Here is a 14,573-nt window from a genome sequence, read left to right as displayed (position 1 = left end):
CGAGAGTCGCTGATAAAAATCTAGTGGCGGTGACCGTCATTCTGTCAGACCGGACCGCCCCCGGTAGTGTTAACCCACCATGAACAGCAGCGTGTTGTGAACGGCCGGCCCGAGCCCGACCGCGGCGACCAGCGCGAGGATCGTCCGCGCCTGGGAGGGCCGTTCCGCGATGTACTCCCGGAACAGTCCGAGGATGACCATCGCGAGGCTGACCTTGACGAGGACGAACAGCCAGCCGGCACCGATCGCGTCGGCGGTCGGGAGCGAGTCTCCGGCCTCCAGAATCAGCAACGAGAGGGGGACGTTCTCGCTGGCCCCGAGGACGTCGTAGCCGACCGCTGTCGTGACACCGTCTAACGTGTGCCCGAAGACGACGAGCGCCCCGGTCATGCCCGTCGTCGCCGCGACGTCGGTAAACCAGAGCCCGAGGACGAGCCACGCGAGGGCGGTGACGATGCCGGCGACGATGACGGCGACGACGGGCCAGAACGGCGCGAAGGTCCCCAACTCGATGCTCTGGAAGATAGCAAACATCGCAAAGACGGTGAAAAACGCCGTGCCGGCGATCCCGACGAACCGCGCGATCGTCGGCTGGAGGCCTCCAACGTGGAGGAAGATCGCGACGATCCAGACCAACCCCGCGACGACCGCAGTTACCGCATAGACCATCGGCGCGCTGAACAGGGGCTCGATGGTCGCCGGAAACGCATCCAGCTTGTAGAGGACGTGCAGACTCGAGCCGAACATCATCCAGGGCGCAAACGCGATCACCGTGCGATCGGTCACCGGCGGCTCGAGCGCCCACAGCAGCGCGATGACACCCCCCAGTATCACGACGACTGGGACAAGCAAGTACCATGGTGGGACGACAAACCCCTCGGGGACTACCATAGCGAGGTGTTGCTCACACCAGTAACTAACACTTTCCGATTGCCGAATATCCACGAAAGGAACAGTTCCCGTCGCCACTGCCCGCCGCGGTACACCCGATTGCAGGTCGCCGTGAGGCTGCTCTCGGAGAGGAGGTCGACAGCCTCGTACGGACTCCTGGCAGTCGGTTCCGGTGTAACCCCGACTGCCCTGCGGTCGGGCCGGGACATCGGTACAGCAAACCGTATCAGTTCTCCCACGGATCGTCCGTCGGCTCGCCGAACAGTTCCCGCATGAGCGTCACGATGCTTTCAGGCGGGAACTGGCCGCGTTCGGTCACGATCGCGTCGACGTACCGCGGCGGCGTGACGTCGAAGGCGGGGTTCTCGACGGTCAGCCCGCTGTCGGTCGGGGGCTGGCTGTCGGCGTCTTCGGTCACCTCTGTCTCGGCGTTCTCGCCCGCCGCGTCGCCGATGATCGCCGCTCGCTCCTCGTCGGACAGCAGTTCGCGCTCCGCTCGCATTTCGATCTCGACAGTGTGACCCGTCATCGTGTCCGGATGCAGTTTGATAGTCTGAGCTGCGACCATCACCGGCACGCCCCGTTCACGGGCGTTGACCGCCAGCCCGCTCGTGCCGATCTTGTTGATCACGCTGCCGTCGGCGGCGATGCTGTCGGCCCCGACGAGGACGTGATCCGCACGGTCGAGATACCGTCGGGCCGCGTTGTCCGCGATCAGCGTCACCGGCACGTCCCACTCGCGCAACTGTCGAGCTGTGATGTGGCCCTGCTTTCGCGGGCGGGTCTCCTTGACGATCGCCTCGAGGTCTTTGCCCGCCTCGAGGGCGGCCTCGAGACACGCGAGCGCGTCCGTCGAGTGACAGTGTGTCATCACGGTGTCGCCGTCCTGAAGCCGGTGTGCGCCGATCTCGCCGAGCCGATCCTGGGCCTGTTCGAGGTCGCGCTGGAAGCGCTCGGCGCGAGCGATCGTCGACGATCGAAGGTCGGCGACGGTCTCGCCGTCCATCCCGCGAAGGACGTAGCGAAGGGCGTTCGGGAGGCTGACCGCGGTCGGTCGCGTCTCGTACAGCATTGCCGCCGCTGCCCGGAGTTCCTGTTCGAACGCTGCCGGGCTGTCGGCTGTCGAGCGTTCGGCCTGCGTTGCGAGCGCCCCGGCGGCTGCGTCGGCGATCGACGCGGCACCGCGAATTCGCATCGCGGTGATGTCGTCGGCGGTGGACTCGACGGCCGGCACGACGCCGGATTCGGCACCTTCCATGTGAAGGGGTTGCACAGCTGCAGTAAAAAGTGACCGGGCGGGTTTTTGCCCGTCCGGCGAGTCCAGACCGGTATGGATCGTAGCGATCTCGCGCCCCTGATCGATCACACCGTCCTTGGTCCCGAGACGACGCCCGACGACGTACGGACGGTTCTCGATGATGCACAGGAGTACGGAATGAACGCCTGCACCCCGCCGTACGCGGTCGAACTGGCCGCCGAGTACGCCCCCGACGTGACGCTTGCGACGGTCGTTGGCTTCCCCCACGGCCACCACGATCCCGACGTGAAACGAGAGGAAGGCGTGACGGCGTGGCGGGCCGGTGCCGACGAACTCGACGTCGTTCTTAATATCGGTCGGCTGAAAGCCGGCGACGACGACGCGGTCAGCGACGAACTCGCGGAACTGGTCGCCGCTGTCCCGATTCCCGTGAAGGTGATCATCGAAACCGCACTCCTGACCGACGCCGAGAAACACCGGGCCTGCGAGGCCGCCCGAGCGGCCGACGCGGCGATGGTCAAAACCTCGACTGGCTTCGCCGCTGGTGGTGCCACGACCGACGACGTCGCGCTCATGAGTGAGTATCTCCCCGTCAAGGCAAGCGGCGGCATCGGCAGCTACGACGAAGCCGTCGCGATGCTCGAGGCCGGTGCCGACCGCATCGGGGCCTCGAGCGGCGTGGCGATTCTCGAGGGTGCGCCGACGAACGGCTAGCCAAACAGTTTTGGTCGTGCCCGAATCAACGGAACGCTATGCGCGAGGGCGTTCGAGCGTGGCTGTGGGCGCTCGTGAGACGACTGCGCCGGCTCGAGCGACGCGAACTCGACGCCTTCTTGCGTTGGGTCGAGCGCACGGGGAACCTCTTACATCTCTCGGTGCTGGTGTTCGTCCCGCTGTTGATCGCAGCGGTGACGTGGCTGTCGAACGCGACTGCAGCGGTCTCGTTCCTACTGTTCCCACCGCTTGCCTCGGGGACGTACACGCTGTTTGCCGATCCCGAGGGGGCCTACGCCACGCCGTCGAAATTCATCGGCGGGATGACCGCCGGTGCGCTCTGTGGCTGGCTTGCACTCGCACTGGTGTCAGCCGCCGGGTTCGACGGGGGAACCGTCAGCGCCTCGGGTGCTGCGCTGAGCGTGTTCTTTACCGGCGTCTGCACGTGGGCGCTCGATCTCGAGGAGCCAGCAGCGTTCTCGACTGCGCTCCTCGTCCTCTTGACCGGCAGCGCGCAGTTGGTGTACGTCCTCGGAATCGTCGTCTCGAGTACGTTCGTCGCGGTCTCGTTCGTGGTCTGGCGGCGACACTTCTACCAGCAGCGCGCTCGCTATCTCTACGGGACGACCACCGGCGACGATCACGTGCTCGTTCCGATGGGTGATGCCGACGAGACCGTCGCCCGCTTTGCCGCGGCGGTCGCCGGAGCCCACGACGCCGGCAAGATCGTGCTTTTCGACGTCGTCGACGAAACCGACGCCGAGCAGCGTGACGACGGCCACGGCGAGTCGACGCCGGTCGAACGCGCAGCCGGGGACGTAGCCCGCCAACTCGAGTCGCTGTCTTCCGATCTCGAGACTGCCTACGACGTCTCCTGTGAGGCGGTCGTCGCAGCCGCACCCGACCAGTCCGCGGGTCTCGTCCTCCGGACCGCCCGCCAGCAAAACTGTGATCTCGTCGTCGCGCCGTATGCCGAACACGAGAGCGGCGGGCTCTCGTCGTTTCTCAAGGGCTTGTTCGACAGCGAGATCGACGTCATCGCGTTCCGGTCGAACGGCACTCGCCGGCGACGCTGGCGAAGTAGCTTGGTCGCGGTTCGGGGTGCCGGCGACACCGCTCGCGCGATGGTCGACTTCGCGATCCGCGTCACGGAATCCGGTCGACCGGTGACCGTCAGCACCTGTATCGACAGCGAATCGGATCGTCGATCCGCCGAGGGCACGCTCGCCGATCTCGTCGACGCGTTCTCGGGCCGATTCGAAACGCACGTCGTGACCGCGTCGGTCGAGATCTATCTCTCCCGCGTTACACCCCGGTACGACGTCTGCTTCGTCGGCTCGAGTACCGACCGGTCTGCCGCCTCGCGGTTCGTCTCGCCACCGACGTTTCGCAAACTCAGCGACCTCGAGGCTGACGTGGCGATCGTCCACCGGGGACGGCATCGCTGATCCTGCCGGTTGTACCTGCCGATCGACCGCTTTCGCTGTGGGCGCGACGCCGTCGCGCCCGGAGCAAAAACTCGAGTAAAGTTCTGGAACGACTTGTAGTGACAGAAATGGTGGGCGTTCTGTGCCGCAGCTGTCTGATCGACAGTCATTGCTGTGACCCCTCGTACCGAGTGAGTGTGTGTCGTGATACTATTCTCTCTGGACACTCCCTCCCCCCTCGTACCGAGTGAGGACTGCTCAAAACAGAACCGTGGCTTTCCGTGGAACGACCACCAGAGTCCTGCAGAGCGGTTCTGTACCCGCGAAGAGCATACGAACCTATTAATTAATTCTTATGCCTTTCGATATTACTGTTGGTTAGTGAAGTACGGTAGCAGCTTTTTGGAATATGATCTCCCGATTTACGGAGTGTTTATATACGACGTATGAATTAGACACGAAGTAGTTCCGTAGCTCACTCGGTACGAGGGGTGGGACTGCTCTCGGCTATCCTTATTAAGGAATGTTGTACTCCCCCAATAGGATCTCTCGCACTCGAATTTCGACTCTCAGTCGTCGTCTGGTTCGGTGCGTTTAATTCCCTGGAACGTAATATCGGCTCATGGCAGAGGATGGGAAATTGACCGACATATTCGATACGGGTGATATTTTCGCAAACCGGGAGCTCGTTCGAGTCGGTCATGTTCCTGAGCTTGACCGCGTTGTCGGTCGTGACGAGGAAATCCGATCGGTTGGGAGTGCGCTCGCTGCTGCAACTGAAGGTGGGCCGCCAGAAACGACGATCATCTACGGGAAAACAGGGACCGGTAAATCGCTCGTCTCGAGATGTGTCACGCGTCAAGCGTCCAGACGAGCCGCTACCAACGGAGCCGCGCTTAAATACGCATATGTCGATTGCTCGGATTATCAGACAGAAACGCAAGCAAGCCGTGAACTGGCCCGGGAACTGAACGAGAATCTCGACGCGGATGCGTCTATCCCGCAAACGGGATTGAGTGCCGTGGATTATCGTGACATCACATGGGACCTCCTTTCTGAGTACGACGTCGACTCACTCGTGGTCATCCTCGACGAAATCGATAAGCTCGAGAACGAAGACCTGCTTCGGAGCCTGTCGAGAGCGCGTGAGAGCGGGAAATCAAACACGTTCATCGGTGTTATCTGTATCAGTAATAAGATAGAGTATCGAGAACGGTTGAACGAGCGCGTGGATTCGAGTTTGCAGGATAACGAGCTCGTGTTCGATCCATACGGTGCAACACAATTACGCGCGATCCTTGAAAACCGGAAAGACGCGTTCAAACCGGGTGTGCTGTCGGACGAAGTCATTCCGAAGACGGCAGCGCTTGCTGCTCGAGAACACGGTGATGCACGCAAAGCCGTCGAGACGTTCTACGAAGCAGGCCGTCTCGCGGAGAAGAACGGCGACGGACAGGTAACTGAAGCGCACGTCGATGAAGCCATCACCCAGGCAGAAGTCAACCGATTCCATCGCCTCGTGAGTGGACAGACACCACACGTGAAGTTCATCTTACGAGCGCTTGCTGCACTGACCGCGTCAGAGGAGAAAAAACAGTTCCGGACGGCGAAAATATACGATCTCTACACGACGATCGCGACCCAGGAGGGATCGGACCCCCTGTCACATGATCGAGTCAGACGGCTCCTCAAAGAACAAGCGTTCCTCGGGATTACTGAAAGCGAGCATACCGGAGGAGGGGATCGTGAGGGGAGCTATCTCGTTCATCGGCTGATGCGTGATCCGGATATCGTGTTCAATGCCCTCAACGCTGATCGCGATCCTTGATACTCCACTGAAGTGTGAGTGGTCCTTTGCTGGAGCCACAGCCACAGAACCAGCGTCTCGGACGGATTACCGCCAGTCAGTGCCAGTCACCTGCGACCGTCCTGCGAGTGCACCGGTCACTCGGGGCAGCAGCCCGCCTCACTCACTCGGTGCGAGGGGTGGCTGGCTCGCGCTACCAGTGACGAGGATAACAGAGATGGATTTCACAAGTACTGTTCATGGGTGAGTATAATCTCACAGTGAACTAGAAGATGCGTAGGTGTGCGACTGGAACGCCGCGGTAGCGAGCCAGCATCCGCGAGCAGAGCGAGCGGTTACCCGGCGTCGCGGGGTTTCACCCCGCTCCGCCGGCTTTTTGGCATCAACGGGTTTTGCCGGGGGTTGAGGCGAGCGTCCTCGACGCTCGTCGATGCCCCCGGTAAAAGAGGTTGCTGTACTTATCGAATCAGGAGTGCAGAGCGACGGTCTGGGAACGGAACTCTGAACCCCTCACCGTCGTCTGTGATCACCTCTCGAGGATCCGGTCGATCAGACCGCTTTCGTCACTGCCGAGTGCAGATCGCACGAGCAGATGGCCGCCCAGTTGTGCCGGGCTGATCACAGCGTCTGCGCCGGCGCGCTCGAGTTTCTTGACGTTCTCGCGGTCGGTCGCCGCGGCGACGATCCGTGCCCCGGGAGCGAGTTGGCGAGCAGTAAGAACGGTCAGTGCGTCCTCGGCGTCGTGGTTCGTGGCGACGAGGACCGCGGCTGCACGATCGATCTTCGCGCGCTGAAGCGGGTCCTCATCACTCGGATCGCCGGTGACGACCGGCATGTCTCGGTTCGTGAGTGCCGTTGCGGCCTCCTGGTCGTTGGTGACGACGACGAACTCATGGCCGGTGTCTGCGAGTTCGTCGACGATCGGTTCAGTCAGTTCGCCGTAGCCGAGCACGAGGAGGTGCTCGTCGAGGAGTTGAAGCTGTGAGTCGGTCATCTTTCCGAGTGTTCTCGAGATACGATCTTGGATCAGGGGGCCGACGAGCGCCCCGATGGCGATACCGAAACTCGCGACGCCGAGGATGAGCACGGACATGGTAAACAACATTGCCTGCACCGACGCCGGATTCGGCGTCACGTCGCCGTACCCGACCGTGCTCGAGGTGATCAACGTGAAATAAAACGCGTCGAGGATGGTGCTGATGCCGTCGAAGTCCTCCCGGAGGGTGTAGCCGCCGATGGTTCCGTACACCTGGACCCCGACCAGTGCGGCACCGGCTGCGATCTGGGTCGTCGACAGCGAGAGCGAGTTGTCGAACCGCTTGCGGGTGAGCAGGAGGACCGGGATCGACACGCCCGAGAGGACGACCAGCGGAAACGAATAGGGACTCGACTGGAGCAGTCCCTGTGCTGCGGTCAGCGGGAGCAACAGCAGCGTCGCCCACCAGCCGGCGCGGAGCCCGCGCCGAAGCGACAGCGCGCTGCCGACCATCAGAAAGCCGGTGAGCGCCCCGGTGAAGGCCGCGGCGTTTCGGACGGCGTCGGGGACGTACGCCTCGAGCGGGCCGCCGACGGCGTTGGTCCCGATGTTGACGACGGCAGTCGCAACCGAGAGCAAGGCAACGAGCAAGACGAGCACTACGGCTGCCCGCGTTGTGAGGATACGTCGCCAGTTCTCCGGCAGCCGCGCTCGCAGCGACCGGTCGTCGACCATATCCACCGTCGGTGGTAGTGTTAGTTAAACGCCTCGTGTCTGCATCGTAGGTGGTGGCTGCCAGCCACAGGGGTGTGCGATCGGCGAGCCTGACCGGTGACGGATACTCACTGTCCGCCGATGCTACTTTACCCGTCCCGCGCCACCAGCCCACAATGCCATCCCTTCCGGTCGAACTCCTGCTCGGCCTCTATCTCGGGCTCCTGACCGGCATCGTCCCCGCCTTCGTCGCTGGCTCGCTGGGCTTTCTCGTCCGGTATTTCACCGGCGTCACGCTGCCCGGGTTCGGTGTCGTCGTCCTCGCGCTATCGATCGCCAGCGTGCAGGGTGGTCTGCTCGGCCTCGTCGAACCGACGATCGCGCAGTCACCGCGGCTGCTCGTCGCCGTTCTGGTCGTGCTTATGCTCGCACTCTACGCCCACAATCAGGGCGACAAACTCGGGGCCGAACTCCCCCGCCGACTCTCTTTGACCTCCCTGCGACAGCGCACTCTCTCAGCCGACGTGGTCGAACTCGTCGGCTCCGTCGGTCAGGTCACCGTCCGTCCGACCGGCGAGATCCGTGACATGGAGGGATACCCGCCGCTGTCACCCGACCTCCGCGGGCGACTCAAAGCCGGCTCGTGGCGCCTCCCTGCCGATCTCCCCCTCTCGGAACTCGAGACCCGACTCGAGGAACGCCTCCGAACGGACCACGACCTCGCGACCGTCGAGGTCGCGATCGACGAACGGGCACGGGCGACGATCGCAGCGGCACCGCCCTCTGGCAACCTCTCGCGGCGAGTGTCGGCGGGACAGCGCGCCGTCTCGATCGCGACGCTCGTCCCGACAGGTCTTGCCCGTGGCGACGAGGTCACCGTCAGCGCCGGCGACCGCTCTATCACCGGAATGGTGCTGAGCGTCCGGGCCGACCACGACGACCCCGGTGCGATTCCCGCCCCCGACGAACCCGCAGCCGAGGTGGCGACCGATGGAGACGACGCTGACGCACGCGAGTCACTCATCGCCACAGCGCGACCGACCACGGCGACCGCCGGCGGCCCCGGTCGCGTGACCATCGCCATCGCTCGCCGGGACGTCAAACCCATTCTCGAGGCCGAATCGGTCCGCCTCGTCGTCCGCTCTCGAGGGACGAGCCGGGAGTTCGAGGCCTTTGCCCTGCTCAAACGCGAGGGCTACGCCATCCGCCGGCTGACTGTCGATGCAGACGGCGAGCCGGAAGCCGGCACTGAACCCGCTTCGGCGCCGGACGTGACGGTGCTTGCCGTCCGACGCCAGGGGAGCGAAACCGGCGACCGTCGTCACGGCTGGGTGTTCGCACCCGGTATCGAACGCCGGCTCGCGGCCGGAGACGAAGCGTTCGTCGCGGGCCCGGGCGCCGCGGTCGACGCGTTCGTGGAGGCGGTCGCCCGATGAGCCGAGTGTTCGGCGACGCTCGAGGGGGTGGCTGCCCGTGCCTGTGATCGCTCCCGTTCCTGCACAGACGATTCCGACGGAGACGCTGCTGACGGCGATCCTCCGGATCGGCGGATTTGCCATTCTGTCGGCTGGGACGACGGCCATGGTGGCGGCGACCTACCGGTGGTACAGCGCGGAGAGGATCCCCGACGGCGTCGCCGTCCTCGTCGGCGTCACGATCGTTGCGCTCTGGCTCAACACCCAGACCGCACTGCAACAGGCGATCATCGGGAACACCGGCTTGACCGAACCCGGCACTGCCGTCTACACCGTCGCGGTGTTCGTCGCCAGCGCAATCGCTGCCGACGGCGGTCGCCGTCTCGGTGACCACGTCGCCCGAGACGTGTTCCTGACGGCCACGCCACGGACGATCACCGACGTCACGCAACTCGTTCGGTCGGCGGGTCGCGTCGTCACCGTCGACCTCCCCGACGAGATCGCGGACATCGACGGCTACGACCCCGTCGACGAGTCGGTCAAAGACGAGCTCGCCGGCGAGACCTTGCTCTTCCCGCGTCGGCTCTCCGTCGCCCAGCTTCGTGAGCGACTGGTCGCCCGCCTCGAGCGCGATTTCGGCGTCGGGCACGTCGACGTCGAACTGGCTGGCGACGGAACGGTCGACTACCTCGCGGTCGGGAGCCGACCGGCGGGGATCGGTCCGACGCTCGCGCCCGGAACGGTCGCCGTCGCACTCGAGGCAGATCCCGCAGCCGACGCCAGTCCCGGCGATGCAGTTCGGATCTGGACCCGCAGTGAGGGTGGCCCCGTCCGACGGATCGCCGGCGGCGAACTGCGGGCCGCCGTCGACGACGTCGCGACGGTCGCCGTCGACGCCGCCGACGCCCGCGACCTCGAGTCAGACAGGGCGTATCGCCTCACGACGCTGCCGGGGAGCCCTGATGCCGAACGGCAACTCGTGTCCCTGCTCCGGGCAGCCGACGAGACGGTGACGGCGATCCCCGTCACGTCAGGCGATCCGTTGATCGGCCACTCAGTCGGCGCGTTGCCGCTTCTCGTGGTCGCCCTCGAGCGCGCTGGCGACGACGCCGAGACAGCCCTGCCGCTGCCGACCGACGACGTTCGACTCGCAGCCGGTGACGTCGCCTACGTGCTCGGCCGACCCGACGCGCTCCGGCGGGTGACCGACCGAACGCTGGTCGACTCAGCAGCCGGCGACACAGCCGAGCAGGACCGTGCCACGACCCGTGCTGGCGGGGCGAATGCAGTCAGCGAGCGCGATTCGGTGCCCGACCAGTCGGAGGAGCGGTAGCTACTTGCCGCCGGCAGCGATAGCGCCACGTATGCCAACGGAGTGGAAACTGTTCGCAGACCTCGCGGAACGCGCGGGGGACAAACACGTAACCGTCGACGTAGCAGCCGGCGACACCGTCGGCGACGCTTTCGATGCACTGCTCGCGGCGAAACCGGTCCTCGAGGATCGCGTCCTTGAGGACGGCGAGTTGCGCTCACAGATCAACGTGCTTCGCAACGGCACGAACGTCCTTGTCGAAGAAGAGGGACTGGCAACGGAACTCGAGGGCGACGACGAACTGGCGCTGTTTCCGCCGGTCAGTGGTGGGTGACGCCCGACTCGAGCGAGTACGACGGCTCGAATCGGCATAAGTCGGCGCTATTCCGTGAGATCGATCCCGAGCACGAAGTCGGGTTCCTCGGCGATATCGGCCCCTGAAAACGGGACGTCGGTGACGTGGCGGGCGGTTTCGGGAATCAGGACGCGCGTGGCGTCGGCATCGCAGGCGGCGCCGTCGCGGGCGATCGCGGCCAACAGCGAGCGGGCGGCGTCGACGTCGTCCCACGCGGCGACGCCGTACTCGGCCCACGTCTTGGATTCCGTCTCCGCCTCACTCGAGTCGTCGGTCCCGACTGCGCTGTCGTACGTTCGCGATCGGTAGGCCACTCCTGTGAGTCCATCATCACTCTCGACTGCGAAGACAGCGGTCTCGTCGGCCAGCCGCTCGAAATCGGCGTGTGTGAGTTCTCGGGTGGCCCACGACTCCTCGGGTGCGAGACCGAGTCCTGACAGGTGTGCGCGGGCGTCGCTGTGGGTCCAGTAACGCCAGGCCGCGGTGGGATCGTGGGAGACGTGGAACGGACCCTCGGCGTCCGGGTCGGGTTCCGGATGGGCGAATCGGAACTCGGTGATCGGTTCGAACCCGCTGGCTCGTGCCGCGCCGAGCGAGGTGGCGTTCCACGAAAAGATCATGACCCGGCCGACGGTCGCGCCTTGCTCGCGGGCCCACTCAAAGGTCGCCTCGTTGAGCCGGCGACTCACGCCCTGCCGGCGGTAGTCGGTTGCGACGCGCATTCCCTGAAACCAGGCCTCGTCCGGCGAGAGCATCACTGCCTGGACGATCCCTGCGGCCTCGCCGTCGACTTCCGCGAGGAAGGTTTTCGTTCCCTGACCGGGCTCGTCCTCGAGCCACTCGTGGTAGACCCGCGGAATGTAGTCGCCGCCGCGGTCGGCCCAGATGTCACCGGTGAAGGCGGCGACGGCATCGTAATCGTCGTGGGTCGCGCGGCGGATCTCGATGGAGACGTCGGCGTCTGGATCAGATGGCATCGTCGGTCGAACAGATACGTCTCACGTGGGCGGTCGGCAAAGAATTTTGCAGCCTTCGGCACCCGTCGAGTTCGAAAGCCAACGATCGACAGCACTCAGAATATCGGGGGATCGAGTCGTCTACTCCCAGGGAACCGACCGCGCCTGAAGCTCGCCGGTCAGCGACGTTCCCATCGCCTCTTCGACGTCCTCGCTGTTCGCGAGCGTCCACATCAGCTTGACCTTGGCCGTCCCTGGCAACGTATCGCCCGCTTCGATGACGCCCGCCTCGAGCAGGTCCCGACCCGTGTCGTAGACCCGGTCACAGACCCGCCCCTCGAGACACTGGCTGGTCATGACGACCGTCGTGCCGTCGTCGATCAGTTCCTCGAGTCGTGGGATGAGGTCGGTGTGAACGTGGCCGAGACCGGTTCCCTCGATGATCAGCCCCTCGCTTCCCTCGACGATGTCGAGGAACGCGGGGTCCATCCCGGGCGTGAACTTGACGAGTTCGACGTCGTCCTCGAGGTCGTCGACGAGCTCGAGGTCGGCCTCGCCGCGTTGCTGGTAGTCGCGACGGAACGTGATCGCCTCGTTCTCGTAGTCGACTTCGCCGATCGGCTTCGCCCCGACGGTCTCGAAGGCGTCCCGGCGCGAGGTGTGGTTCTTTCGCACGCGAGTGCCGCGGTGGAGCGCACAGCGGTCGTCGGATTCGGAGGCGTGCATACAGACCATGACCTCCGCGCAGTCGCTTTTGGCTGCCTCGACGGCCGAAACGGCGTTCATGACGTTGTCCGACGAGGGGCGGTCGGCCGAGCGCTGCGAGCCCGTGAAGACGATCGGAACCGGCGTCTCGAGCATAAAGGACAGTGCCGATGCAGAGTACTGCATCGTGTCGGTGCCGTGCATGACGACGACGCCGTCGGCACCGGCCTCGATCTCCTCGTAGACGGCCTGGGCGAGGTCCTGCCACAGCGGCGGCTCCATGTTCTCCGAGAGGATGTTGGCGACGACGCGGCCACGGTAGTTCGCCCGGCCCGCGAGGTCGGGAACGGCGCGCAGGACGTCCTCGGCGTCGAACTGCGCCGTCACTGCGCCGGTGCGGTAGTCGACCGTCGAGGCGATCGTCCCGCCGGTCGAAATGAGTGAGATCGTCGGCAGGTCGTCGTCGAACTCGATTTCGGAACTCTCGCCCTCGTCGGTCCCCGTCGAGTCCGTCCCGTCGATCTCGTAGACATCTTCCGCGAGGACGTCGACGTCGGCATCGTCGCGATCGACGCCGACGTTGTAGCCGCCCTCGAGTTTCACCACGAGGTGCTCGTCCGTACTCGAGGGGAGCAACACGCCTTCGTACGTGCGATCCGCGCGGTCGACGCGGACGCGGTCGCCTGGGTTCATAGGGAGGCGTTGCGCGGCGGCGGACTTGAAGGCACGCTTTCGACGGGCGTGAGTTGCTACCGTCAGGGTGGTTCCACATCAACTGCGAGACATTGATCGGAGTGCTGTCATTCGATCGGGCGTGCAGTGCTGGCCCGTGATGGCTCTCGTTCCTCACCGAACGTCCAGTCCGCAGCGGCGTCGAACCGGCTGCTGTCGAGAAACATCGTCAAACGCAACAAATAAACCGACGACCGTTTACATACGTGATATGCAAATCGAGCCGCAAGCGTTCGACCGGGTTCTTTCGTCGATGTGTACGGAACCCCACCCGGCGGCGCGCGACGCGGCCGAGCGGTTTCTCGCGACGAATCCCGGTGATCCAGGCACGTATCCCAACGTCTCGGCGCTCGAGGACGACGCGATCAGTCTATTGGGCGAGATCGCGGGCCTGGACGACCCGGCAGGATACGTTACCAGCGGCGGGACGGAAGCCAACATCCAGGCCGTCCGTATCGCCCGCGAGCGAGCCGACAGTCGGACGCCCAACGTCGTCATGCCCGAGTCGGGCCATTTCAGCTTCCAGAAAGCCGCCGATCTGCTCGGCGTCGAACTCAGAATCGTCCCGACCGACGACCGCCATCGAGCCGACCTCGAAGCGGTCCGCGCCAGCGTTGATGAGGATACGGCGCTGGTGATCGGCGTCGCGGGGACGACCGAGTACGGCCGCGTCGATCCCATTCCGGTCCTCGGCGAGATCGCCCACTCGGTCGACGCCATGCTCCACGTCGACGCCGCCTGGGGCGGGTTCGTCCTCCCCTTCACTGACTACGAGTGGCACTTCGGCCACGCCGCCGTCGACACAATGACGATCGACCCCCACAAGATGGGCCAGGCCGCGGTGCCCTCGGGCGGCTTACTCGTGCGCTCGCCGGAACTGCTTGATGAACTCGCCGTCGATACGCCCTATCTCGAGTCGACTTCGCAGGCGACGCTGACCGGCACCCGCTCGGGTGCCGGGGTCGCAAGCGCCGTTGCGGCGATCGAAGAACTCTGGCCCACCGGCTATCGCAGCCAGTACATCCGGTCACAGAACAACGCCGAGTGGCTCGCCGACGCCTTGGAGAAACGCGGCTACCAGGTCGCCGACCCCACGCTGCCGCTGGTCGCAGCCGACGTGCCCCGGTCGACGTTCGACGCCTTACGCGCGAAGGGCTGGCGGATTTCGCGGACCGCCACGGGCGAGCTACGTGTCGTCTGTATGCCCCACGTCAGCCGCGAGATGCTGGCGTCGTTTATCGGGGATTTAGACCGGCTCGAGGTTCGTGCGAGCGTGCCGGTCGCGAGTGACGATTGAGCGGGGAGGGCTGA

12 protein-coding genes are annotated in these 14,573 nt (G+C 64.8%); 7 read left to right on the top strand and 5 right to left on the bottom strand.

All coding sequences use genetic code 11. The features are described from left to right. Window positions 1-69: 69 nt before the first annotated feature. Entirely contained in the window at window positions 70-891 is an 822-nt protein-coding gene (locus ACERI1_RS04790; RefSeq protein WP_373616937.1) for a DUF63 family protein, read from the bottom strand. Between the two features lie 226 nt (window positions 892-1,117). Beyond that, the gene (locus tag ACERI1_RS04785) at window positions 1,118-2,149 is read right to left on the bottom strand and encodes a ribose 1,5-bisphosphate isomerase (RefSeq protein WP_373616936.1); all 1,032 of its coding nucleotides are present in this window, start codon (window positions 2,147-2,149) and stop codon (window positions 1,118-1,120) included. 72 nt (window positions 2,150-2,221) lie between these two features. Between ACERI1_RS04785 and deoC the strand changes: the two genes are divergently transcribed. The 3 genes from deoC to ACERI1_RS04770 all read left to right on the top strand — a co-directional run bounded on the left by deoC (window position 2,222) and on the right by ACERI1_RS04770 (window position 6,118). After that, window positions 2,222-2,863, top strand: a complete 642-nt coding sequence (gene deoC / locus ACERI1_RS04780) for a deoxyribose-phosphate aldolase (RefSeq protein ID WP_373616935.1) — start codon at window positions 2,222-2,224, stop codon at window positions 2,861-2,863. A 38-nt stretch (window positions 2,864-2,901) separates the two neighbouring features. Continuing rightward, the gene (locus tag ACERI1_RS04775; RefSeq protein ID WP_373616933.1) at window positions 2,902-4,311 is read left to right on the top strand and encodes an HPP family protein; all 1,410 of its coding nucleotides are present in this window, start codon (window positions 2,902-2,904) and stop codon (window positions 4,309-4,311) included. 601 nt (window positions 4,312-4,912) lie between these two features. After that, window positions 4,913-6,118 carry a Cdc6/Cdc18 family protein gene (locus ACERI1_RS04770; protein ID WP_373616932.1) on the top strand — a complete coding sequence of 402 codons (1,206 nt, stop codon included), beginning with the start codon at window positions 4,913-4,915 and terminating at the stop codon, window positions 6,116-6,118. 505 nt (window positions 6,119-6,623) lie between these two features. Here ACERI1_RS04770 and ACERI1_RS04765 read toward each other — a convergent pair. Further along, window positions 6,624-7,808: an NAD-binding protein gene (locus tag ACERI1_RS04765; RefSeq protein ID WP_373616931.1), complete on the bottom strand. Its 1,185-nt coding sequence runs from the start codon at window positions 7,806-7,808 to the stop codon at window positions 6,624-6,626. Window positions 7,809-7,963: 155 nt separating this feature from the next. Here ACERI1_RS04765 and ACERI1_RS04760 point away from each other — a divergent pair, with 155 nt between their 5' ends. From ACERI1_RS04760 to ACERI1_RS04750, 3 genes are read left to right on the top strand one after another with little or no spacing between them, the layout of a single operon-like run. After that, complete coding sequence (locus ACERI1_RS04760; protein WP_373616930.1) at window positions 7,964-9,223, top strand: potassium transporter TrkA; 1,260 nt, start codon at window positions 7,964-7,966, stop codon at window positions 9,221-9,223. A 43-nt stretch (window positions 9,224-9,266) separates the two neighbouring features. Then, the gene (locus tag ACERI1_RS04755; protein WP_373617487.1) at window positions 9,267-10,535 is read left to right on the top strand and encodes a TrkA C-terminal domain-containing protein; all 1,269 of its coding nucleotides are present in this window, start codon (window positions 9,267-9,269) and stop codon (window positions 10,533-10,535) included. 31 nt (window positions 10,536-10,566) lie between these two features. Then, a complete protein-coding gene (locus ACERI1_RS04750; protein ID WP_373616928.1) occupies window positions 10,567-10,848 on the top strand; it encodes a ubiquitin-like small modifier protein 1 in 282 nt (93 codons plus the stop codon). Window positions 10,849-10,895: 47 nt separating this feature from the next. On the opposite strand, the gene ACERI1_RS04745 is transcribed toward ACERI1_RS04750, so the two are convergent. Continuing rightward, window positions 10,896-11,846 (bottom strand): N-acetyltransferase family protein, encoded by a 951-nt coding sequence (locus ACERI1_RS04745; protein ID WP_373616927.1) that lies wholly within the window; start codon window positions 11,844-11,846, stop codon window positions 10,896-10,898. A gap of 120 nt (window positions 11,847-11,966) precedes the next feature. Next, window positions 11,967-13,223, bottom strand: a complete 1,257-nt coding sequence (gene gatD, locus ACERI1_RS04740; protein ID WP_373616926.1) for a Glu-tRNA(Gln) amidotransferase subunit GatD — start codon at window positions 13,221-13,223, stop codon at window positions 11,967-11,969. Window positions 13,224-13,473: 250 nt separating this feature from the next. Between gatD and mfnA the strand changes: the two genes are divergently transcribed. Then, a complete protein-coding gene (gene mfnA, locus ACERI1_RS04735) occupies window positions 13,474-14,559 on the top strand; it encodes a tyrosine decarboxylase MfnA (protein ID WP_373616925.1) in 1,086 nt (361 codons plus the stop codon). Window positions 14,560-14,573 lie beyond the last annotated feature (14 nt).

The organism is Natrinema sp. HArc-T2, from assembly GCF_041821085.1.
Lineage (GTDB): Archaea > Halobacteriota > Halobacteria > Halobacteriales > Natrialbaceae > Natrinema.
Note: the sequence above shows the minus strand (reverse complement) of the source record. Positions and strands in the feature narration are given on the sequence as shown.